This window comes from Vibrio sp. 10N.247.310.98, from assembly GCF_041467395.1.
In the GTDB taxonomy this organism is placed as follows: domain Bacteria; phylum Pseudomonadota; class Gammaproteobacteria; order Enterobacterales; family Vibrionaceae; genus Vibrio; species Vibrio crassostreae_C.
Window position 1 is genome coordinate 167,084 of record NZ_JBFSUL010000001.1, and the last position, 22,106, is coordinate 189,189.

16 protein-coding genes are annotated in these 22,106 nt (G+C 44.7%); 9 read left to right on the forward strand and 7 right to left on the reverse strand.

Annotated features, from left to right (window positions below; translation table 11 throughout):
- Nucleotides 1–338: 338 nt before the first annotated feature.
- Nucleotides 339–2,684, forward strand: a complete 2,346-nt coding sequence (locus tag AB6E78_RS00670) for an ATP-binding protein (RefSeq protein ID WP_372055927.1) — start codon at nt 339–341, stop codon at nt 2,682–2,684.
- Between the two features lies 1 nt (nt 2,685).
- Nucleotides 2,686–3,573: a mechanosensitive ion channel family protein gene (locus AB6E78_RS00675; RefSeq protein WP_048612067.1), complete on the forward strand. Its 888-nt coding sequence runs from the start codon at nt 2,686–2,688 to the stop codon at nt 3,571–3,573.
- A 130-nt stretch (nt 3,574–3,703) separates the two neighbouring features.
- On the opposite strand, the gene AB6E78_RS00680 is transcribed toward AB6E78_RS00675, so the two are convergent.
- The 3 genes from AB6E78_RS00680 to AB6E78_RS00690 form a co-directional block, all read right to left on the reverse strand.
- Nucleotides 3,704–5,323: a methyl-accepting chemotaxis protein gene (locus AB6E78_RS00680; protein WP_372132207.1), complete on the reverse strand. Its 1,620-nt coding sequence runs from the start codon at nt 5,321–5,323 to the stop codon at nt 3,704–3,706.
- A 273-nt stretch (nt 5,324–5,596) separates the two neighbouring features.
- Nucleotides 5,597–7,624, reverse strand: coding sequence for a cache domain-containing protein (locus AB6E78_RS00685; RefSeq protein ID WP_017059613.1), 2,028 nt, complete (start codon nt 7,622–7,624; stop codon nt 5,597–5,599).
- Nucleotides 7,614–9,077 (reverse strand): sigma-54 dependent transcriptional regulator, encoded by a 1,464-nt coding sequence (locus AB6E78_RS00690; RefSeq protein ID WP_029235435.1) that lies wholly within the window; start codon nt 9,075–9,077, stop codon nt 7,614–7,616. Before AB6E78_RS00690 ends, AB6E78_RS00685 begins: the two co-directional genes overlap by 11 nt.
- A 302-nt stretch (nt 9,078–9,379) precedes the next feature.
- Between AB6E78_RS00690 and AB6E78_RS00695 the strand changes: the two genes are divergently transcribed.
- The 5 genes from AB6E78_RS00695 to AB6E78_RS00715 all read left to right on the forward strand — a co-directional run bounded on the left by AB6E78_RS00695 (nt 9,380) and on the right by AB6E78_RS00715 (nt 14,204).
- Nucleotides 9,380–10,186: a substrate-binding domain-containing protein gene (locus AB6E78_RS00695; RefSeq protein ID WP_017068185.1), complete on the forward strand. Its 807-nt coding sequence runs from the start codon at nt 9,380–9,382 to the stop codon at nt 10,184–10,186.
- Between the two features lie 210 nt (nt 10,187–10,396).
- The gene (locus tag AB6E78_RS00700) at nt 10,397–11,095 is read left to right on the forward strand and encodes an ABC transporter permease (protein WP_017059610.1); all 699 of its coding nucleotides are present in this window, start codon (nt 10,397–10,399) and stop codon (nt 11,093–11,095) included.
- Between the two features lie 10 nt (nt 11,096–11,105).
- Nucleotides 11,106–11,825 (forward strand): energy-coupling factor ABC transporter ATP-binding protein, encoded by a 720-nt coding sequence (locus tag AB6E78_RS00705; RefSeq protein WP_004733775.1) that lies wholly within the window; start codon nt 11,106–11,108, stop codon nt 11,823–11,825.
- Nucleotides 11,803–12,387 (forward strand): molybdenum cofactor guanylyltransferase MobA, encoded by a 585-nt coding sequence (gene mobA / locus AB6E78_RS00710; RefSeq protein ID WP_017067176.1) that lies wholly within the window; start codon nt 11,803–11,805, stop codon nt 12,385–12,387. Before AB6E78_RS00705 ends, mobA begins: the two co-directional genes overlap by 23 nt.
- Nucleotides 12,387–14,204: a bifunctional molybdopterin-guanine dinucleotide biosynthesis adaptor protein MobB/molybdopterin molybdotransferase MoeA gene (locus tag AB6E78_RS00715; RefSeq protein WP_372111331.1), complete on the forward strand. Its 1,818-nt coding sequence runs from the start codon at nt 12,387–12,389 to the stop codon at nt 14,202–14,204. The genes mobA and AB6E78_RS00715 overlap by 1 nt, the downstream gene beginning before the upstream one ends.
- A 120-nt stretch (nt 14,205–14,324) precedes the next feature.
- On the opposite strand, the gene AB6E78_RS00720 is transcribed toward AB6E78_RS00715, so the two are convergent.
- Nucleotides 14,325–16,520 carry a diguanylate cyclase gene (locus AB6E78_RS00720; RefSeq protein WP_372132203.1) on the reverse strand — a complete coding sequence of 732 codons (2,196 nt, stop codon included), beginning with the start codon at nt 16,518–16,520 and terminating at the stop codon, nt 14,325–14,327.
- Between the two features lie 180 nt (nt 16,521–16,700).
- On the opposite strand from AB6E78_RS00720, the gene AB6E78_RS00725 reads away from it, so the two are divergent.
- Nucleotides 16,701–16,967 carry a DUF2960 family protein gene (locus tag AB6E78_RS00725; RefSeq protein WP_017063882.1) on the forward strand — a complete coding sequence of 89 codons (267 nt, stop codon included), beginning with the start codon at nt 16,701–16,703 and terminating at the stop codon, nt 16,965–16,967.
- Nucleotides 16,968–17,146: 179 nt separating this feature from the next.
- Here the strand turns inward: AB6E78_RS00725 and nagK are convergent, their stop codons facing one another.
- The gene (gene nagK, locus AB6E78_RS00730) at nt 17,147–18,055 is read right to left on the reverse strand and encodes an N-acetylglucosamine kinase (protein ID WP_017068179.1); all 909 of its coding nucleotides are present in this window, start codon (nt 18,053–18,055) and stop codon (nt 17,147–17,149) included.
- Nucleotides 18,056–18,217: 162 nt separating this feature from the next.
- Nucleotides 18,218–18,964: a tRNA-uridine aminocarboxypropyltransferase gene (locus AB6E78_RS00735; protein WP_081324484.1), complete on the reverse strand. Its 747-nt coding sequence runs from the start codon at nt 18,962–18,964 to the stop codon at nt 18,218–18,220.
- A 68-nt stretch (nt 18,965–19,032) separates the two neighbouring features.
- Here AB6E78_RS00735 and AB6E78_RS00740 point away from each other — a divergent pair, with 68 nt between their 5' ends.
- Nucleotides 19,033–19,836 carry a sterol desaturase family protein gene (locus tag AB6E78_RS00740; protein WP_102320209.1) on the forward strand — a complete coding sequence of 268 codons (804 nt, stop codon included), beginning with the start codon at nt 19,033–19,035 and terminating at the stop codon, nt 19,834–19,836.
- 189 nt (nt 19,837–20,025) lie between these two features.
- Here the strand turns inward: AB6E78_RS00740 and AB6E78_RS00745 are convergent, their stop codons facing one another.
- Nucleotides 20,026–22,071, reverse strand: a complete 2,046-nt coding sequence (locus AB6E78_RS00745; protein WP_372132200.1) for a methyl-accepting chemotaxis protein — start codon at nt 22,069–22,071, stop codon at nt 20,026–20,028.
- Between the last annotated feature and the right edge of the window lie 35 nt (nt 22,072–22,106).

The window sequence follows — 22,106 nt, forward strand, 5'->3', positions numbered from 1 at the left end:
GACTCACATTTTTGGTTTTCTATTTATCGCCGTAAAACCGTCGATTTTAAGGAAAAACAAAATATCGAACAGCGCACCATAATGGGCGGTATATAACGTCCCAAATCATGCCAACCATTGAATATATCGTATGCTGATTGGTCACAGTAAAAGCCAACCCGATCAACGCAACAGAAGACATAATAAAGATGCTCAAATACTAGCCTAATCCCTGACAATTTCATGACAAAATCGCTCGAAACAGGAATAAAGTACTCGCCCCCGACACGGGGTTGGATTTCACAAAGTCAGATTATCTAACTATAGTAATCCTAACCTCATAATTCTAAGAGACTTTTATGCGTTCACTATCGCGCTTCTTAATCCTCACTTTGGCCATTCTCTCTTGGCCTAGTCATGCCAACTTGGAATATGACTTACAATCTCAGCCGCAGGTATCCGATTCTGCTGTTGATCTCGATGATCGAATTGATTCGTTACCCGACCCCCTCTTTATGGAGCCGTCGGACAGACGCCAAGTCAATATATTGCTCGCTGAAGTGCTACAAGTTCAAAAGCAGGAAATCAAAACCTTCGAGCAACAGATAAAAGCCTACAGAGCAAACAACGACGCCGAACAATGGTTTGCCGTTCAAACCAGCTACGTCACGTTGAATAGCTTGAATGTGAGCAAGCAACACCTGTTAGAGCAGACGAACTCCGCTAATAAAGAGCGCCTAACGGGTTTTGGCCCTTACGGCGTAACTCAATTTAAACAAGAGTGGGAATTAACCAAGCTCAACATTGAGTATCTTGTTTACTTCCAGATTCGTAGCTTTAAAGCGCTCGTTAAAGACATCTTTATTTCGCCAGTGCCTGTGATTGGTGCATCGTTAAAAGTGTTGTTTATCTATTTTGGTTTAGCGTGGTGGCTTGCCAACAGCACTCGCTTGATCGAATTGTTCAGAATTAATTTTCTTGAAGCGAAAACGAACCCTCCATTTTTAGTACGTGTGATCTGGTACATCAGCCGCGCTGATCGTGCGATTGCTTGGTTAATTGCGATTACGCTTTCTCTAAGAGTGCTCTCCAGCATCCCTAGCCTGCAACACCTGATTTTCCTTGAGATCTTCACTTGGTGGATTCTAGGTGGTTCGATTGCTATCAGCTTTATTTTGGAATTTGCGTATCGTTTGGGCCGCACATCTAATCAAGAAGTGATTGCGCTGCGCCTATCGACCATTCGCCGTTATGTTTGGAGCTTCATTGTTGCGGGTGTGACTTTGCAAATATCGAGTATCACGCTAGGCAAAGGCACTATCTATAGCTGGATCTACAGCGCCCTATTTTTCTGGTTTGTACTGGTTACCATTTCAGTGCTTAGATTATGGCGTGCGAAAGTCTTCGATACGCTGCAACACATCTCTGATCGTCCGGTATGGGTGAACTGGGCAGTAAACCGCAAGGATACCTTCTTACTTAATATATTGGCGACGGCCATTGGCATCGTATGGTTGAGTGTTTACAACTTCCAACACCGCATCATGGCCTTACTGTCTAATTACACACTGTTTAGCCAAGCTTTGGCGTACCTGTTTAGAATTGAAGTGGCTAAGCAGTCTGACCTTGACAAGAATCAGCAAAACTTGGTTCGAATCAAAGGCGATCAAACCTATGAATACATCCTACCGGGTAATATCGACAGCACGCTGATTGATTACGCCGGTGATGAGGTTAAGCAACTGTCTCGCTACTTGATGTCAGACAGCCCTGCTATCTGTATTGTTTCAGGTGAACGTGGTGTGGGCGCAACAACGCTGCTTTATACCCTGCTGCACAAAGTCTCTAACGCTGAGCCTGTCTACGTAAGTTGCCCTTACGCGGGTTACCAAGAGCTGTTAGCACATCTAGCGGTGAGCATCGGTTTGGAAGAAAAAGCGACTGAGATTCAGATCTTGGCGCATCTTCGTAAAAGCAAGACCACGTACCTGATTGCGATCGACAATGCACAACGTCTAGTTAAGCCAATGGTTGGCGGCTTGTCTGATTTGATCCGTTTAACCAACCTATTGCGCCGTTCTAAAAAGAACCACCGTATCGTGATTTCGATTGCTAAATCGAGCTGGCGATTTGTCGATCGTGCGCGTGGTGAACGTCTGCTGTTTGATTTGGTGTGTTTTCTACCACGTTGGACTGAGAAACAAGTCGGTGAGCTTTTAAACAGCCGTATCAATACGGAGCTTGAGAAGCCGTTATCGTTTGATGGTTTAGTGGTGCCTAAACAGTGGGACCAAGATGACATGAGCGAGGAAGATCGCGCCCGCCAAGGTTTCTACCGAATCTTGTGGCATTACTCTGATGGTAACCCTACCGTTGCTCTTCGCTTCTTCCGACTCTCTTTGAATCGAAACAAAGATACCGATCAAGCAGTGGTGCGCTTGTTCCATGTTCCTGAAGCACAGGAGCTGGAAAACATGCCAAAACCTATGTTGGCTGTGCTTCGTTCTATCGTGCAATTGGAAATCGCTTCTCCGGAAGTATTGTCTGATTGTACGCAGCTAAGTACGGCTGAGATAACCGGTATTCTGCGTTACTTTGAAAGCCGTGGTTATATTGGTTGGCATGAAGAAAAGGCTCGAATTTCCGAGCACTGGTTCCGCCACATTACTAACGTTCTCGACCGTCAACATCTACTGGTGAAGTAAAATGAAGAAGTTATTTATCCTACTATTTGTTGGCTTGGCAAGTGCTGTCAGTTTCCCGACCTTTGCGACGGAAGAGTTAGCCAATGTAGAAAACATCTCAAAGATAGCTAGCCTAGTGCGATGGAGCGGCGTGTTCTTCTCCATGATCGTTATTGCTGCGATGTGGTTACTGCTCAAGTTCATCAACTCAATGGTGACCAGTTTTGGTAGCCAATTCGTGCAATACCGAATGCTGCTACAGAAACTGCAGTCGTTTACTCAGTTCTTTATCTATGTGAGCACAGGTCTTATAGTGTTCATGATGAGCTTTAGAATCAACGACCAAATACTGGCTTTGATTGGTGGTACCCTCGCCGTGTCAGTCGGCTTTGCGCTTAAAGATTTGGCAGCTTCATTCATCGCGGGCATCACGGTAATGATTGATAGGCCCTTTCAAGTTGGTGACCGCGTCACGTTCGAAGGCAACTACGGTGATATCATTACCATTGGTTTGCGTTCAGTGCGAATGAGAACCCTGAACGATGACATCATTACCATTCCGAACAACAAGTTCTTAAATGAAGTGACCACCAGTGGTAACTACGGTGCGTTGGACATGCAGGTGGTGATTCCGTTTTACGTTGGTATGGATGAAGACATCACCCTAGCCCGCGATCTGATTCAAGAAGCGGCGTCTTCAAGTCGTTATATCCACTTGCCGAAACCTGTAACGGTTTTGGTTAAACAGACGATTACCGATAACTACCTAGCAATACAGCTAACTTGTAAGGCTTACGTTGTGGATACTGCGTATGAGAAGCTGTTTGAAACCGACATTACTTTGCGTGTGATGAAAGAGTTTAAGAAGCACAACATCAACCCACCGAAAATTTCAGTAGCGGCGCATTAGGCTTGATGCTTTAGACGTTTGTTGCTTATAGCAAATGACTAGCCATAAATAAAAACACCTCCGAACTTATCGCAAGTGCGGAGGTGTTTTTTATGAGCTTTTTATCTTTAAGCTAATAGTCCTATTGATGCTAAACCTTAAAGTATTTCAATTGCTCAGTAAGGTGTTCTGTAGTGTTCGCCATTTTCTGACTGTCTTCTGCGAGCGATTGTGAGGCTTGGAGTACCTCATTTGCAGCGAGATGAATCCCAGTAACACTTTCACTCATTTCAGTGGCTACCGTGCTTTGCTGCTCCGAGGCTGCGGCAATTTGTGCCACCATGTCATTGGCGTTATGCAGTTCATTCACAATCACATCGAGTTGTTGACGAGTTTCGTTAGACGCGACAACACTGTGATCAACCTTCTCGTTACTGCTTTGCATTGCCTTAAAGGTCCGTTCTGCTTGTTGAGTCAGTTTCTCAATCGTGGATTGCACTTCGTTAGTTGAATTTTGAGTGCGGCTAGCAAGATTTCGAACTTCATCAGCAACCACTGCGAATCCTCTGCCTTGCTCTCCTGCACGTGCCGCTTCTATTGCTGCGTTGAGCGCTAACAAGTTCGTTTGTTCTGATACATCACGAATCACACCAACGACTTGGCTTATTTCGGTGACGCCTGATTGAAGATCTCTGACTAAGTTGTTCGCGGTCGAAATGTTCTCTGAAACCTGAGATATAGTCTCAGACGTTACCTGCATGTTTTGGTCGTTCTGGTTTGCGTGGTCAACAACCTTATTGGTGCTCGCTGCGGTATTCTCGGCATTCACAGCGACATCGGAAATGGTTGCACTCATCTCTGTCATTGCAGTCGATAGTAATTCAAGCTGTGCATGTTGTGAGTTAACACTGGTTGCTGCTTCTTCACTGGCTTGAGCAATGTGGCTCGCCATGTTGCTGGACAAATCCGCCGATTCATTGGCTGTGCGAAGCGTGCTTTGCAGTTTGTCGAGCATGGTATCAATTTGCTGACTCATATCGCCCAGTTCATCTTTGCGTGTCATGTTCATGCGTACACGAAGATCGCCATCAGCAATTTTGTGGGTGTTGTCGATAAGCTTGTTAAGTGGCACTAGGATATTATTTGAAATTGCGTAACCCATCGCAAACAACAAGCCTGACAATACGACCGCAACCAATCCCTCTTTGAGCGCCAATGCATAGAACGCCTCTTGGATGTCCGCAACTAGGATGCCCGAGCCAACAATCCAATTCCACTCTGGGAACAGTTGTACGTAGGAGATCTTGTCTTTGAGTTCACCTTGCGGGCTCATCCATTGGTAATCAAGAAAGCCTTTCTCTTCTGGAGTACGAGAAATGGTGACCATCTCACGCCAGTGGTGTTTCCCCGCACCATCTTTAAAGTTACCCGCGTTCTTGCCATTGAGTTCAGGCTTTAATGGATGGATAACAACGTTGAGTTGCTGGTTTAAGATCCAGAAGTAATTGGTGGTGTCATAACGAAGGGTTTCGATCGCTTGAAGTGCTTGTTTCTTTGCGACCTCTTCACCGAGCACATTACGTTGGTTGTAATAGTAGCTCGCTAAGCTGACTGCAGTTTCGACTTGAGCACTGAGCTTATCTTGGCGCTCTTGCATGGAACTCGCACGCTGCTGCATTAGATTAAAAGTGGACGCCATTACCAATAGAACAACCGATAAAATGACGATGGAGACGAGTTTTGATTTGATAGATAAGTTACTTAATTTCATAGCTGGCTGACTTTATTATTTGTTTTGATTATGGATTTTCGGCCAAGGTATCAAAATTTCGTACAGTTCAGATGATATGCATCAAGATCAAAAGATATACACTGTGTTACATAACCAAAAAGAGGTGCTCGTCAAACCGGCAGAGGTTGAGATTTGGTTTGAGATAGATTAATAGTGCGGAATTTTCGTGCTTGGGCTAAAACGTTCGTGCAATAGCCCAGGCGCGTTAGAAATATTATCAGATGATGATATCAGTGAATTGGTTCTTAGAACTTATAGGTTTGATACTAGCAATTGAGGCGTCGCTTTCTGTTGAAGATAGATACTAAAGCAACTTCCCTTACCTACCTCCGATTCAACTCGGATCTCGCCGCCAGTTTGGCTCAAGATACTCTGAGACACTGACAACCCTAAGCCTGTGCCATCACGTTTGGTGGTATAGAAAGGCGAGAAAATACGTTTCAGTTGTTCTTCCTTAATACCGCAGCCTTCATCTTGAACATGAACGATAGCGCCGTGAGACACGCCATTTTCAACCCAGTCTTCACTCGAAATGGTTAACGTGCCCTGACCGTCCATTGCATGAATCGCGTTCATTTGTAGGTTAACCAGAATCTGTAGCAATTGGTTTCGATTGACTTCGACTGAGGTTTTAGCGTTCAGCTGTGATACGTACACAATGCCTTTCTTCTTCGCACCTGTTTTTACGAGCGTAATACTTTCATCGACAATTGGATTGATATGTTGCCACGTAATTTCGTCTTGTACGCCACCGTGACGGCTGTATTGAAGCAGGCTTCGTGTGATATTTCGAATTCGGTCAATCTGCTCCATGATCGCGTGGACTTCCTCGTCTACACGGCTCACTTCATCGCCCAGTTCAAACTTCATCAGTTCAACGTTGCCAAGAATCACGGCGGTTGGGTTATTGATCTCATGAGCAATGCCTGCTGTTAATTCACCTAACGCGGCTAGCTTTTCATTGACCACCAGCTTATCTCTGGCTTGATTGAGAAGCTTGATATGCAGTTCGAGTTCTTCAGTTTTCTCTTTCAAACTCGCGGTACGAGAATGCACTTTGCACTCTAGTTCAGACGCCGCTTGTTGAATCTCTTGATTGCGCTCGTGCAGTAGATCCAACATCTTGTCGAATTGTTTAGCGAGCAGTGTCAGTTCGTGTTGATCATCCAAACCTAGCGTACCAATGCGCTTGTCTTGCCCCATCTGTACTAGCTTGACGACCTTATGAATGCGTTCAATTGGGTTAAAAAGATCACGCGCACCACGGTGAACGATCAAGCCGGATGCCAACAGCAGCAACACAATGGTAATGCTGATTTCGCCAAGGTTGGTCAAGTAGGTTTCTATCAGCGGCCAAATCAAATAACCGGTGTAAAGCATGCCAATCACATTGTTAAACTGGTCATGGATTGGTTGGTAAGCTGTGATATACCAAGCATCGTAAACATACGCTCGATCTAGCCACTCTTTACCTTCATTCAAGACTTTCGAGTGAACCTCGTGAGAAACACGTGTACCAATCGCGCGCCCTACACTGTCTTCACTGCTCAAAGGCACGTTGGTGCTGACGCGAAGATCATCAAGGAAGACCGTGACCGTACCAATATGACGATTAAACCCTTCTCGTTGTGGATAGATAAGGTTACTGATTTGGTCAACAAGTTGAGTGCTGTTATTCAGTAAGATCCCACCATCCAGAAAACCAATCACATGATCATGTTCATCTTTGATGGATACAACGGTTCGGCTTACCAATCCGCGAGTCTCGACCTCTTGCCCGTTGAGCATCGGAACTTCCGCTTTTTTAGCGAGGTCACGATCGAGATAATTGAGTTCATTACGGCTTAAGACACTGAAAAATGAAGGCTTGTGAGTTAAGTTTAGATATTCGAGTTTCTTTTCCATGCTCTCGACACTGCGCCAGCGCAGAAAATCGAGCTCATAGCGAGATTTGTTCTCAGACACCCAGCGAGTTAGCTCTTCGTGTGAAAGATCACTCGCGAGTTTGGTTCGAAAGTTATAAGACTCGGCGAACGCACGAACGTTGTATGCTTGCTGATTTTGGATCAGGTGAATACTGTTATCGGCAACATCCAAACGCTCATCGACATCAATCAGAGCGCCCTGCCACGTGTAATGTATTGACCAATACAGTGTGATAGCCACAAGCGCGCACAAGGTCAGAATGATCGGAGCAGATGTAAGGAATAATAATCGGTAGCGAACCATGGTTTTGAATCGGAACGCCCACTTTGACCACCAACGACGTCTAATCGGCATATTCAGAGCCTTCTGTGTTCCAATCTTTGTACTTACGCTCTAGCGTTTTACGTGCGACGCCAAGATCTCTTGCAGCTGCCGATTTATTGCCATCATGAAAACTAACCAGCTGTTCTATATGAGATTTTTCTACTTCTTTGAGTGTCCAAGTGTTTGGATAACCCTCGGCAGCGTCTGCATTATTCAAGTTTGGCATTTCCGCACCATGTGACACCGTCACTGAAATGCTAGCGGGAACAGGATCACCATTAATCTCGCGCCAATAGTGTGCTGGTGGCTTGTCTAAAAGAATGCATCGTTCGACTAAGTTTTTAAGTTCACGAATATTTCCCGGCCATTCGTATTCGTTCAACGCCAAGATATCTTCATGTGCCCAATTTGGAACTGGCATGCCAAGCTCGCTCGATAAAAGACGAGTAAAGTATGGAACAAGTTCAATCAGGTCTGACGGGCGCTCTCTCAATGGCACCACATCAATCTTAAGTACATTGAGTCGGTAGAACAGATCGCGGCGGAAGTGCCCTTTATCGACCTCTTCTTGAAGATTTCGGTTGGTCGCCGCCACCACTCGTACGTCAACGGAAATTTCCTTTTCGCTACCGACTGGACGAATGGTTCTTTGCTCTAACACGCGTAGCAATGCAGCTTGCATTGGCAGTGGCATTTCACCAATTTCATCAAGGAACAAGGTGCCACCACTTGCGACTCGGAAAAGACCTTCACGGTTTTTCTTCGCACCAGTAAATGCGCCTGAGGTATGTCCAAACAGTTCACTTTCTAGAAGCTCTGGAGCAATTGCACCACAGTTGATTGGCACAAATGGACCTGTGCGTTTACTGGCTTCATGTACACCACGAGCAACCAGCTCTTTGCCGGTACCCGACTCACCTTCTATCAAGACGGACGCTCGAGACGGTGCAAATTGACTGATCAGCAATTTAAGTTGTTTGGTCTTGTCTGAATTGCCAATCAGTTCAGTCTTGATATGACGACTCACATCACGCTTCAACGCGTACTGCATTCTTTGGTCGAGTCGCTTATCCATACAACGCAGAACCGCTTGTATCATCTGTTCGAGGTTGAACGGCTTAAGAATAAAATCTGAAGCACCAAGCTTAAGCGCGGATATGGTCATCTCTAGATCGGCATAACCCGTCATGAAAATCACATCGGCGCGTTTGTCGTTGTCGTTAAACGCCTCTTCCCACTCAATGCCAGAGCGGCCTGGTAGGTTGATATCAAGGACAATCAGATCAAAATGTTCGCTTGAACGCAGCGTTTCAGCCTCTTCAACCGACCCTGCGCTCGACACCTTGCCAAAGAACTTACCTAGTGCTTTCTTTAAGATAGCCTGCATACCCAATTCATCATCGACGACCAAAACGGAAAAGGCCTGATACTGAGTCAATGTGTTCGGGTTGAGATTGGATGCAGATGAACTAGGTAAAGACATAATGATTAGCCGGTGAGAAAAGTTGGGACAGAGTGTACCAATTAACCTTTTCTCCAACAGGGACAATGTGCGACATTTTGTCCTAGCTCATGTTTTGATTCATTTTAACGGGGTAAAAGACTCAGTTTTGTCCGAAATAACAGCAATTTAAAGAAATCTGATGCATTATTTGTTGGCATTAAGATTGCTTATAAGGTGTAGATTTCTAATTACAACAATTAGCGTCTTATGCACATGCCCTCTTTGAGCCCTTTAAAATTGAAGGCATGTCATTCATTTATAACAGAATGGACATAATAATAATGAAAGCAATTCCCCTAACTATTGCAGCTCTATCTATCGTCAGTTACACGGCTAGCAGCGCGGAAGACACCACTCATATTAAGTTGGCGACAACCACAAGTACTTATCACTCTGGTCTACTGGACTACTTATTGCCTGAGTTCGAAAAAGATTCTGGTATCAAGGTTGATGTTCTAGCTGCGGGTACCGGTAAATCACTTCGCATGGGCGAAAATGGTGATGTTGATTTGGTAATGACTCACGCACCAAAAGCTGAAGCGAATTTCGTAGAAAAAGGCTACGGCGTTTTACCTCGTAAGCTGATGTACAACGACTTTGTGATTGTGGGCCCTCAAAGTGACCCAGCAAAAATTGAATCTCAAAAAGCTGTAGCTGATGTATTCAAAGCAATCGCAACCAACAACGCGACGTTTGTGTCTCGTGGTGACGATTCAGGCACGCACAAGAAAGAGATGGGCATTTGGGCACAGACCAAAATGGAACCAAACTTTGGTGGCTACCGCAGTGTTGGTCAAGGCATGGGCCCTACTCTGAACATGGCGTCTGAAATGCAAGGCTACACCATGACAGACCGTGGCACATGGTTGGCTTACCAAAACAAACTGGATCTTAAAATCCTTTTCCAAGGTGACAAGAACCTATTCAACCCTTACCAAGTAATCCTTGTTAACCCAGAGCGCTACCCAAGCATTAACTACCAAGCAGCGAAAGTATTCAGTGATTGGTTGGTGAACCCTAAAGGTCAGAAACTGATTAACGACTTTAAACTGCATGGCAAACAGCTGTTTGTAGCGAGCGCAGAGTAGTTTTTCGTCAGCGTAGATTCGTTTATAACAAGCTGAGAATGGTTTGTTGTAAGTACTAATTCCAATTAGCACTACGCTTAACTAACCAGTTAACTGAAGCATTTAAAGAAACAATAGCTGGCCAATATAGGCTCAATAATATTGTGTCAGCTATGATTAACATCAGTCATTACCGATAAAGACCTATTATCGATTCACACGAGATACTTCATGACCCTATGGCAAACAACGATTGATGCAATGAACCTACTAGTGAGTTTTGACCACGAATTGTGGAAAATCGTCGCGGTATCTTTCAGCGTATCTTTGTCCGCCATCTCATTAGTGATTATTCCTGCAATCATCATGGCTTTCTTATTGGCTTATACCGAGTTCCCCGGGAAGTGGGCATTATTATCGGTGATCAACACCCTGCAAGCTATCCCAACCGTGGTTATCGGTTTGTTGATGTACATGATGCTCTCTCGCTCTGGCCCGTTAGGTGATTGGGAATTACTGTTCACCCAAAAGGCGATGATTCTAGGTCAGATGCTGATCTGTTTCCCAATCCTAGTCGCGATGATGCACGGCGCTCTGCAGGCCAGTGACCGCCGAGCGGTTGAAACGGCGCGCACGCTTGGCGTATCAACGACTCGTGTGGCGTGTACGTTAATTTGGGAAACGCGCTTCCCTCTTTTAGCTGCAACTATCGCTGCCTTCTCTCGTATCGTCACTGAGGTTGGTTGTTCAATGATGGTCGGTGGCAACATTATGGGGATGACAAGAAACATCCCAACAGCTATCGCTATGGAAAGCCACAAAGGCGCATTCGCTCAAGGCGTCGCCCTCGGTATGGTGTTATTAGCATTGGCATTAGCCCTTAACTTTTTCCTTTCCAGTGTGAGAGGAAAAGGCTATTTAAGAACTTAGGAACGCTGTCATGAGTATAAAAATAACAACGCAGCAAATTTCAATGCGCTACAAAGAGCGTGTTTTGTTCCATATTCCCGAATTGTCGATCGGCCCCAACGATGCCATTTATCTCAAAGGAGATAATGGTGTGGGTAAAACGACCCTACTTAAAATATTGTCTGGATTGATTCAGCCCAGCTCTGGCCGCATTCAGTCTCCGACACAAAGCTGGCAGCAGATCTTATTCCCTAGGCTCAAGTTCAAAGACATTATCTACCTGCATCAAACCCCCTATCTTTTTGATGGTTCGGTGTACCAAAATGTCGCTTATGGCATTCGCTTTAACAAAGAGAGCCAAAAAGATAAGCGAGCTCAAATAATTAATGCATTGAGAATGGTAGGTTTAGAAACCTTGGCAGATGAACACATTTCTGTGTTGTCTGGTGGTGAGCGTCAACGCGTTGCAATGGCACGAGCCTGGATTCTTAAGCCGTCAATCTTGCTTATGGATGAACCAAGTGCCTCTTTAGACAAAGAATCTATTGAAAGATTGGTGATAATGGCCGAAGATCTTCTTCAAAGAGGCGCGAGTTTAGTCATCACTAGTCACCAAACTAACGCGTTAACCGACTTATGTAAGAAGCAATGGTGGATCAAAGACAATACTTTGACCGAATCGCCGCTTCTGCAAGTTATTCAGAAAGATAAAGCACAAGAGAATATTTATGCTGCTTCCAACGCAAACTAGTTGGGTTATTTTGGCTGGCGGACAGGCCAGCCGCATGGGCGGAAAAGATAAAGGACTTGTTGAGCTCAACGGTTCTCCGCTTATTCAATACGTTATAAACAAGCTGTCACAACAAGATGTCAGCATCACTATCAATGCCAATCGTAACTTAGACAGTTACCAAGCATTTGCTCCGGTTGTTTCCGATTCTTTCCCTGACTACCCAGGTCCGTTGGGTGGCATTCATGCTGGCCTTAAAAACGCGAACACAGACTGGGTTGGCTTCGTTCCTTGTGACAGCCCACAAATCAGTGACGACCTTGTTGAGCGTTTTTGTTCTGCAGTTAAAGAAGACAGCGACATTCTTGTCGCGCATGATGGCGAATTTAAGCAACCTGTATTCACCCTATTCCACAAGCGTGTTCTACCAAAGTTAGAAGCGTTTTTGGAACGTGGTGATCGTAAAATCATCTTGCTATACAAAGAGTGTGTCACCGAATACGTTGATTTTAGCGATTCTCCTAACTGCTTTGTAAACTTGAATACGCCAGAAGAACTCACCCAATTCGGAACGCTTCAATAATGAAAGATTCTAAACAACGCCCTAACCTTCCTTTATTGGGCTTTGCTGCTTATAGCGGTACAGGCAAAACGACCGTACTTGAAGCCCTGCTTCCTCTGTTGACTGATGCGGGTTTAAAAGTTGGCGTGTTAAAACATGCTCACCACGATTTTGATGTCGATAAGCCGGGTAAAGACAGTTACCGCTTACGTAAAGCGGGCGCGAACCAAATGTTGATTGCTTCTCGTAATCGTCACGTGATGATGACAGAAACACCAGAAGCCGAAGCAGATTTTTATTACCTGCTGACTCGATTTGATACCAACACGCTTGATCTGATTTTGGTTGAAGGCTGTAAGAACATCGCCTTCCCTAAAATTGAACTGCACCGAGATGAAGTGGGCAAACCTTGGTTATATCCAAACGATAACAACATTATTGCTATCGCGGCAGACAGCCAAGTTGAATCAGAGCTGCCACAAATGGCGATCAGCGACTTAGAAGCGATTCGTGATTTCATCATCGATTACGCGCAGTCCTTTGACCTTGTCTCTACAACAGGCAGAGCCGTGTCATGCTCACCTTCAAAAGACGCAGCGCCAGCTGTTTGTTGTGATTCGTTCTCTCCTGCAGGTTTAACCGTTACTCAAGGCCAACAAAAGATTGTTGATAGCATTGACGCACTCGATCTCACAGAGAGTGTTGAATTACTGCAAGGCTACGGCCGCGTGCTGGCTGAAGATGTGATTTCGCCAATCAACGTTCCTCAGAATACCAACTCTGCAATGGACGGTTATGCAATTCGTAGTGAAGATCTAGAATTGGACAGTTACAACATCGTTGCTGAAGTCATGGCGGGTCACAGCTACGAGCAAATCGTGCAACAAGGTGAAGCCGTTAAAATCATGACCGGCGCACCAATGCCAGAAGGCGTTGATGTTGTCGTGATGCGTGAACAAGCCGTCCAAGATGGCGATAAAGTTAGCTTCCCTGATGCTAAAATCTCGGTTGGACAAAATGTCCGTATGGCAGGTGAAGATTTAGAAATCGGCCAACCTGTCTTTACACGTGGCACACGCATTGAAGCGCCAGAAATGGGCATGATGGCGTCGTTAGGTTTTGGTACCTGCCCTGTTCTGCGTAAAGTGAAAGTGGGTGTGTTCTCTACGGGTGATGAAGTTCAAGCGCCGGGTCACGAGCAAAAACCAAACTCTATCTATGACTCAAATCGTTTTACTATTATCGGCATGCTTCAAAAGCTCGGCTGTGACATCGTCGATTACGGCATCATTGAAGATGATGAGCAGAAGATGATGGATGTGCTGCATTCTGCGTCGCTTGAAACCGATATGGTTTTGACTTCTGGTGGTGTGTCTGTTGGTGATGCGGATTACATCAAGCTTGCGTTAGATAAACTGGGTGAAATCAACTTCTGGCGTATCAACATGCGTCCAGGTCGCCCATTGGCTTACGGTAAGATTGAGAACAAGCCGTTCTTTGGTTTACCGGGTAACCCTGTTGCTGTGATGGTGTCGTTCATTAACTTTGTTGAGCCTGCGATCCGCAAGCTTCAAGGTCAAACGAACTGGACACCAGTAAAAGCAAATGCTGTAGCAACTGAACAACTGCGCTCACGCCAAGGCCGTACTGAATTTAGCCGTGGTGTGTTCTCGATGAATGAATCTGGCGTGCTTGAAGTGAAAACAACGGGCAGGCAAGGTTCAGGTATTCTGCGTTCAATGAGTGAAGCGAACTGCTTAATCGAAATCTCTCCAGCAGTTGATACTGTGAAAGTTGGCGAGACAGTGACGATCATTCCTCTGCAAGGTCGTGTTTGATTTAGCACGACCTAGATTTACCATAGCTTCTCAATATACAAAAGAAGCCCGCTTATATTCGATATAAGCGGGCTTCTTTTTTGTTCGTACAGAGAAAGCTAGAGTGATATGCCGATTAGTTTAAACGACCGTGGGCTTATCTAACGGACAATTGGATAAGTCGCAGTTATTCAGATAGCAGTCGATAAGATTATAATTGTTACGACCACCTTCTTTCACTCGATACAGTTGCTTGTCTGCGATGTCACAAATCATCTTGAAGTTGCTATCCACGTTGTCGCTAACAAGCTCAACGTTTACCCCGCCGATTGATAAGGTAAGTTGCTTGGCTCTGATCGCTTTAGGACTGACTAACGCCAACTCATACAATGTATTTCTAAGAGTAACGACTTTCTTTTCGATATCTTCGCTACTTTGACCAAAGCAGATTGCCATAAACTCGTCCCCGCCATATCGGAACAAGTAATCGTTCTTGGCCGAGAATGTACTTCTCAGCAAACGACTAAGAATACGAAGCGCTTCATCACCTTGTAAGTGACCATGAAAATCGTTGTAGGCTTTGTACTCATCAATATCAATCATCAATACTGCAAGTGACCGTTTTTGCGTATAAGCATTACGAATCAACACAGGTGTAATTTTGTCGAGTTGATAGCGATTCGATAAACCCGTTAATGGGTCTGTCGTGCTCAATACCTCAAGCGTTTGATTGGCACTCTCTAAGCGCTGCCTTTGCTTTTGATTCTCAAGCGAGACAGCAATGAAACTCGCCAAATGCTCGATTAACTGACAATGGTGTTGTTGGTATTGGTTGGGTAAATGATGCTGTATGGACAACAGCCCTATCACTCTTTCATTGAGAATGATCGGCGTCAGAATGATGGAGTTGGTGTCTGGTTTGTCTTTAACCACCACTAAGTCGTCATCTTTACGTGAGGCCTTGTCAACATAAGGCTCTAGCGCATCATCGGTGACGCTGTTCAAATGCACTGTTGCTCGTTTATGAATTACATAAGTACCGACGGTTTGGTTATCTTGGCAAGTAACTTTGAGGTTTTGTACCAAGCCTTGAGTATCGACAAAGTATTGGTAGTCGAGTATGTCGGACTCGTCGTCATACAGCGCAATACCAAATTCGAACGTCGGCAGAATCGTGTTTATCTTACTGAGGATTTCAGGAAGCACGCTATACAGATCAGGAGCGGTAGCAATGAACTGACCGATATCGGTAATCGCGCCCATGTACTTTTGCATTTGGGTAAACACTTCGTGCTGTTGTTTGTCTCTTAGAGTGTCCACGCTTTGTAGAATACGGTTGCTTTGTTTGCGTTCGTAAGCCTTGAGGTATTTTTCCGAAAGCTCGATATGTTCCGTTTGCAGTGATGCAAGGCCATTACAATCTTGTTGAAGGTGAAAGATTTTCGCCTTGGTCTTCGCGTAAATACTATAGAAGTGGTAACTGTTTTTGAGCTCAAAGTTCTGCTCAAGGAAAAGACATCTTTCTTGGGCTTGTTCAAGCTCCCCTATTTCCACCAAATATTGAAACCAACACACCAAGTTTTCCATTCGATTATGGTCGTCGTTGATTTTCAGGAAATATTGTTCCGCTTGATAAAACACATCAAGCACGTCACTTGGAGCAAAACAGCCTTGTTGAACCCTACCTTGCTGAACCATAGTTTGAGCTAGGTATCCGTGACACAGTGCGAACGTTCTATTACTTGAGAGTGACTCGGCTATCTTCTTCGCTTCAGCGATTGCTCGAATCGCTTGGTCAAATTCTCCGGTATACGCACAACCATAAGCGAGGTTAAGGTGGCTCACTGCACAATCTAGCTGGCGGTTAGCATTCTGAGATGACGTTACCGCTTTACGTGCATACTGTTTTGCTTCTTCGAACTTTCCTAAGCTCAAATGCATGTCACTCAGGTTGCAATAGATGAGCGCTCGAATATTGTCATCAACAAGATGTAAGTTCTCTAACGTCTTTGCATAACACGCATAAGCCGATTGGTATTCACTACAATCGTTATAAACCGACGCCAATAGACCGTTGACGAAAACAGTGAGTTGAACTTCTTCTGGTTGGGTTGCATTTAAGCAGGTTTTATAATGTTCGACAGCATCAAGTAGATTGTCTTGGCGATCACTTTTGTACGCCTTCAGAAAAAGCGCAATAGACTCTGGGAACGGTTGATTATGGTCACGGCATATCTTTCTTACTCGCGCATCAACTTCTTCTAATCCTTTGATTCCAGGATAGTTTTGAATTCGAGTGATGATTCCCATAATCTGAGGGTAAAGCGTGTTGATCATAAATTAGATTTAAGCCGATCAAACATATAAATTGTGATTAGTGTACCATAAAATATTTTTGCGACTTACTGCTCGCTTTATTGATATCGCTAATATTTCAAGATTTTTTATCATAACCTTGAGCCACGTACGGTTTTTATGTAGAGTGCGCGCAAAGTAATAATTCTATTGGAGAGCACCATGGCTCGTACCATTCTGTACACTTACAAAGACGAAGACAAAGAGTTACTGTTTTCAAAACAAGAACACCGCACGATCCAAGAAGCTGTTGCTGCAGCTGAAGGCATCGATATCTCTGAGTATCTAAAAACTGAGCAACAGCTTGAGTTGATTTCTGATACTAAAGCGGTTCGCAACTACCAAGACAACTACTTCCGCAAGCTTGGCTTTACTAAGCTTACGTTGAAGCAAAAAGACAATCTTGGTGTTGGTAAAAAGAAGAAGTAAGCCCTCTTGGCTCTTTTCTTGATATGTCGTTTCTAGCTTTTCGTTTGTAGTTAACAGCTAACAGCTAAAGAAACGAAAGCACCGAACAATAAAAAATGCCGCAACCTCTTTCGAGATTGCGGCATTTTTATTTGTACTTTTTAACTATCTAACCTTAGCTAGCTTAACTTAAGTCACGATTACTTAATGTTAAGGAATGCAGCACCACGAACGCCGCCTGAATCACCATGCTTCGCTTTGATGATCTTTGGACATTTCGCTACAGACAGTAGGTATTTAGGGATACGCTTTGGCATCTCTTCGTAGATAAGTTCGAAGTTTGAAAGACCGCCACCCAATGCAACTACGTGTGGATCAAGACCGGTAAACAGGTTCGCGAAACAGATAGCCAATAGCTCCATGAAACGATCAACGTGCTCAGCCGCTTTTGCTTCACCTTCGTTGTACGCTTGAATGATCTCGATTGCTTTCTTCTTCTCGCCGAAGTAGTGCTCGTAAATCAATTCAAAGCCACGACCTGATAGGTAGCTGTCTAGACAACCTTTCTTGCCACAACCACAACCGAGTAACGGTGCGTTGTCGCCAAGGTGGAACCAAGCATCAATAGGAAGACGCATATGGCCCAGTTCACCAGCAACGTGGTTACGACCAGAGAACACTTTGCCTTCGTAAACTAACCCGCCACCAAAACCAGTACCTAGAATTAGGCCTGCTACTGATGGTTCGTCTTTAAGCTCGTCATCCCACGCTTCTGAAAGCGCAAAGCAATTCGCATCATTTTCAATTTTCACACTACGACCAATAAGTGCTTCTAGGTCTTTACGTAGTGGTTTCCCCGTTGAAGCTGGCACGTTAACAACCAGCATTGTGCCGTCGTCAGCATCTTCCATACCAGGAAGACCAAGACCAATTTTACCTTCGCAAGAAAATTCACTGTCGTACTTCTTCACCAAACCGGCAATCGTATCAAGTAGCAGTTGATAATCTTCAGTAGGCGTTGGTACGCGTTCTGTTGCTACTCGCTCAAGTTTTTCATTGAACGCACCAAATTCAATTTTTGTGCCGCCAACATCGAAGCCGTAATACATGAAATCTCTCCAATTTTTCCCTAAATTCGGGCAAATAAATTTTCAAATTAAACATCTAGGACGCATTATCCATAACACTCCCCCTACAAACCGTGATGGATAACAAACTTATCTCGTGTTCGAATCTGTTTGAACAACAAGTCAGCACAAAGCGGTTAAAGGTTAGAGTGACGTCTCATTTTTAGTGTGCTCTATGAAAGCGTTCAGGCTTGGTTTGGTTGGATCGGACTTATAACGCGTCTTACTTAGCATGTAGCTTTCACGAAATGTCTCAAACCACAGCTGTAAAGTCTTTGCGCCCTGCTCTTCACCAGCCTGTTTCAAAACCAAGCTCGCTACTTCTGCAGTCGAGAGATGTTGTTCGTTGTCTGACTTACGCATCATGTATTGCGAAACCGATTCTGGTTCGATCGACAACACCGGTAAGTCTTGCAGATACTCTGAACGACGGAAAATACGTCGTGCTTCACGCCAACTACCATCAATAAAGATCAGCAGTAACGTCTTGTTCGAATCTCGCATTTCAACAAGATCTGCAACCACACGCGATTTGTCATCGGTATAATCTTCAGGAAAGACCACGACTGGCTGATATTTATCGTCTTTCAGCACATCAAGCATCTCTTGATTCGGTTCAGTGCGGTGCCAAAGGTAGGCATAGCTGTCTTTAACGGTATCAAGGATTAAACGGCCGGTATTACTTGGTTTGAGTATTTCGTTGTCCGATAAGATCAACATGGTCGCGACGTTCGTATTTACGTCTGGTTGATGTTCACAGATACAGCTGTCTTGTTTGATTTTACAGAACTGACATCGAACCACTTTACACCCGCGCGCGTTAAACGGCTTGGTAGAAAGAGACAAACGGTGTTGATATAAACGGTGAAAAGCGTGGATTCTCATGGACAATAACGATAAATCTAGAAAAGTGGCACGATTGTACTTACAGTGTCCCTAGAATGATAGAAGGAATTCCCATGCAAGACCCATCACTGCTTCGCCTTGTTTGTTTTATTGTCGTTTTCGGACTGTGTGCGCTTTGGGAATACCGTTTTCCACGTAAAGCACTGACTCAAAGCAAATGGTTTCGCTGGGGAAACAACTTTGCGTTAGTCGCTTTGAACAGCTTTCTATTGGCCACTATAATTCCTATCGCAGCATTTCAAGCGGCGGTTATCGCACAAGAAAACCAATGGGGTCTGTTCAATACCCTGTCACTTCCGAAAGAATTGACCATTCTGATCTGTGTATTGCTCTTGGATTGTGCCATTTACCTACAGCACTTGGTGTTTCACCGTGTTCCTTGGTTGTGGAAGCTACATCGAGTTCACCATGCGGATCTAGATATCGATGTCACAACCGGAACGCGCTTTCACCCTATTGAGATGATTCTTTCAATGCTCATCAAGGTGAGTTTGGTGATCGCACTTGGTGTGCCTGTCATTGCTGTCGTGATCTTTGAAATTGTTCTTAATGCGAGCGCGATGTTTAACCATAGCAATGCACGTCTTCCGCTATGGTTCGATAAACGATTGAGAAAAGTGATTGTGACACCAGACATGCACCGCGTTCATCACTCGGTCATTGTTAAGGAAACGCACTCAAACTTTGGCTTCTTTTTATCAGTGTGGGACATCTGGTTTAAGACTTACCGCGCCCAACCCAAGCTTGGTCATGACAAGGTGCATATTGGTGTTCCCGAGATTCAAGATGGTAAAGAGCAACGGCTAGATTTAATGTTACGTCAGCCATTTGCACGATTCCCGACAACGAAAGATTAAGTTCGAATTCAGTTGAGTCTCAAGCTTATATTGAGACCAACCTTAGCTTAATACCAAAGTTATCTTAATCCGAAAACAAAACGCCCTTAGATTCTTGTGAGAACTTAAGGGCGTTTCTGTATCGATAGAATTATAAGAGCAGTTAGCGCTTCAACTCTTGTGCTGTTTGGCTTAACTCAGCACGCTCGTTTAGTTTAAAACGTACTTATGAAGCATAGCTTGTTGGTGCCCTGCTATCTCTCCGACTTGCTCTGAACTCTCGATCATAGATTCAAGTTGCAGCTTAGTATTTTCGCCCTGCTCAGACACGCGAGTGATAGAATGCGTTACATCGACAGTCGCACGTGCTTGTTGTTCGGTTGCCACCATGATTTGCTCAACACGCCCTTTGATTTGGCTTACTGCAAATTCTATTTTCTCGAAGGCTTGTCTTACATCACCACTGGTTTGCAGTGCATTGGCCATCTCGCTTCTCGATTCCGTTACAGAAGCACGTGAGCGATCTGCTGCCGCTACTAGTTCGTTCATCATGCTACGAATATTGGTGGTTTGCTGGGATGTGCCGCTCGCCAATTTACGCACTTCGTCTGCAACTACCGCAAAACCTCGACCTTGTCCACCTGCTCGCGCCGCTTCTATCGCAGCGTTCAGTGCCAATAAGTTGGTGTTTTCAGCGATACCACTGATCATGTCGACCATTTCACGAATCTGTTTCACTCGACCATCCAAGTCAGCCATCGACTCTTCACTCATGCTAAGAGAGTGCTCAAGCGCTTGTAATCGTTGTTGGTTAAGGCCAACCACTTGGCTGCCATTCACTGACTCATCTTCTGCTATTTGAGCATCGTCGTTCGATGCGTTAGAAATACGAGCAATCTCACCAATCGATGCTTCCAGCTCAGTAATGGTGGTGATCATATTCTGAAGTGATTCGTTCTGTTCGTTCAAGCTCGAATTGGTTTGCTCTGCAGCGTCATGGCTTACTTCAGCCGTTTGATAAAGCGTCTCACAGTTACGCGTTACTAAACGAACCGAGTCCGCGGTGGAATCAACGACCGTATTGAGTTTTGAAGTGATAACTTGAAGCTCTAGCGGCCCAAGCAATTCACTCTGTTTAGAGAAGTCATGATCTGCAAGTGAACTCAACTGTTGAGTAATGTTTTTTAGCCCTTTATTCATCCAACGGCGTAACGCGAACCATGAAATCACAATGATTACGGCAATAACCAGCCCGCTGATAAACAACACACGATCAATATTGGTGATGGTTTGATTTACAATCAGTTCACTTTCATCAATCAGGTGGGAAGCGGTAGAAGACAGCTGATTCAATGTGCTAATGACGGTGTTCGCTAAGTTAATGACTTGCGTTAAGTTCTGCTCTTGCTGCTGAACCAGTTCGAGTTTCAAGAGGATTTGTTTGATTACGCCTTCTTCGGTAAAGCCTTCTTTGACCATCTCGTAAGGCGCCGTTAAGCTCGCGAACTCAGCGATGTCTGGGTGCCAATCAGCAAAATCGCTGTAAGCCAAGTTAAGGCCTGCGATTCGGTTTCTCAATTGACGGTATTCGTCTTGTGCTTTATCAATGTCAGATTGCATCATCAGCATCAAGAAGGTGTTCGCCATAGCAGACGCACTGGATGTGAATCGGTTCGCTGCATCGCTCGCTTCTGGGTTGTCTTCAACCAAGAATGAGCTGATTCGATTCATTTCTGGTCCGATAGATCCAACGCCATAACGGAACTCGCCCATTTTACTGTCGATCAGATTTTGCTTACTTTGAATCTCAATCTGCGCCAGCAGTACCGTGTTGGTCATAGCTTGCAGTTGCGCCATGTCATCGACAAGGATTTGTTGTTGCTCTAAAGAGATCGCATCAGGAAAAGATTGGGAAATAAAAAGAAGTTCCTCTAGCGTGGTATTGCTCTCTGTCGCGAGTTGGTCAATTGAGCCCCTTGTGGCATTAAGTGTATCTAAGTCGGTTGATTGGGTGCTGTAAGTGAGAAGTTTTACTTGTTCTAATACGCTTTGCGTTAATTCGGCGTTATGTAGAGCAAGGGGTAATGCTTGTTCCGAGAGTGCATCAAAATGTCCCCCGACCCGTTCAACGCCCCGAATGCTAACCATTGATAAAAAAGTAACAAGTAAAAGAATGGAAATAAATACAGCAGTGACGGTTTGAATGAGCGAGAATGTATAACGTGAGGGTTTTATTGATAAATTTGTGTCGGGCATGTGAAATCCAGTTTGACTACGAAAAGAGATATCCT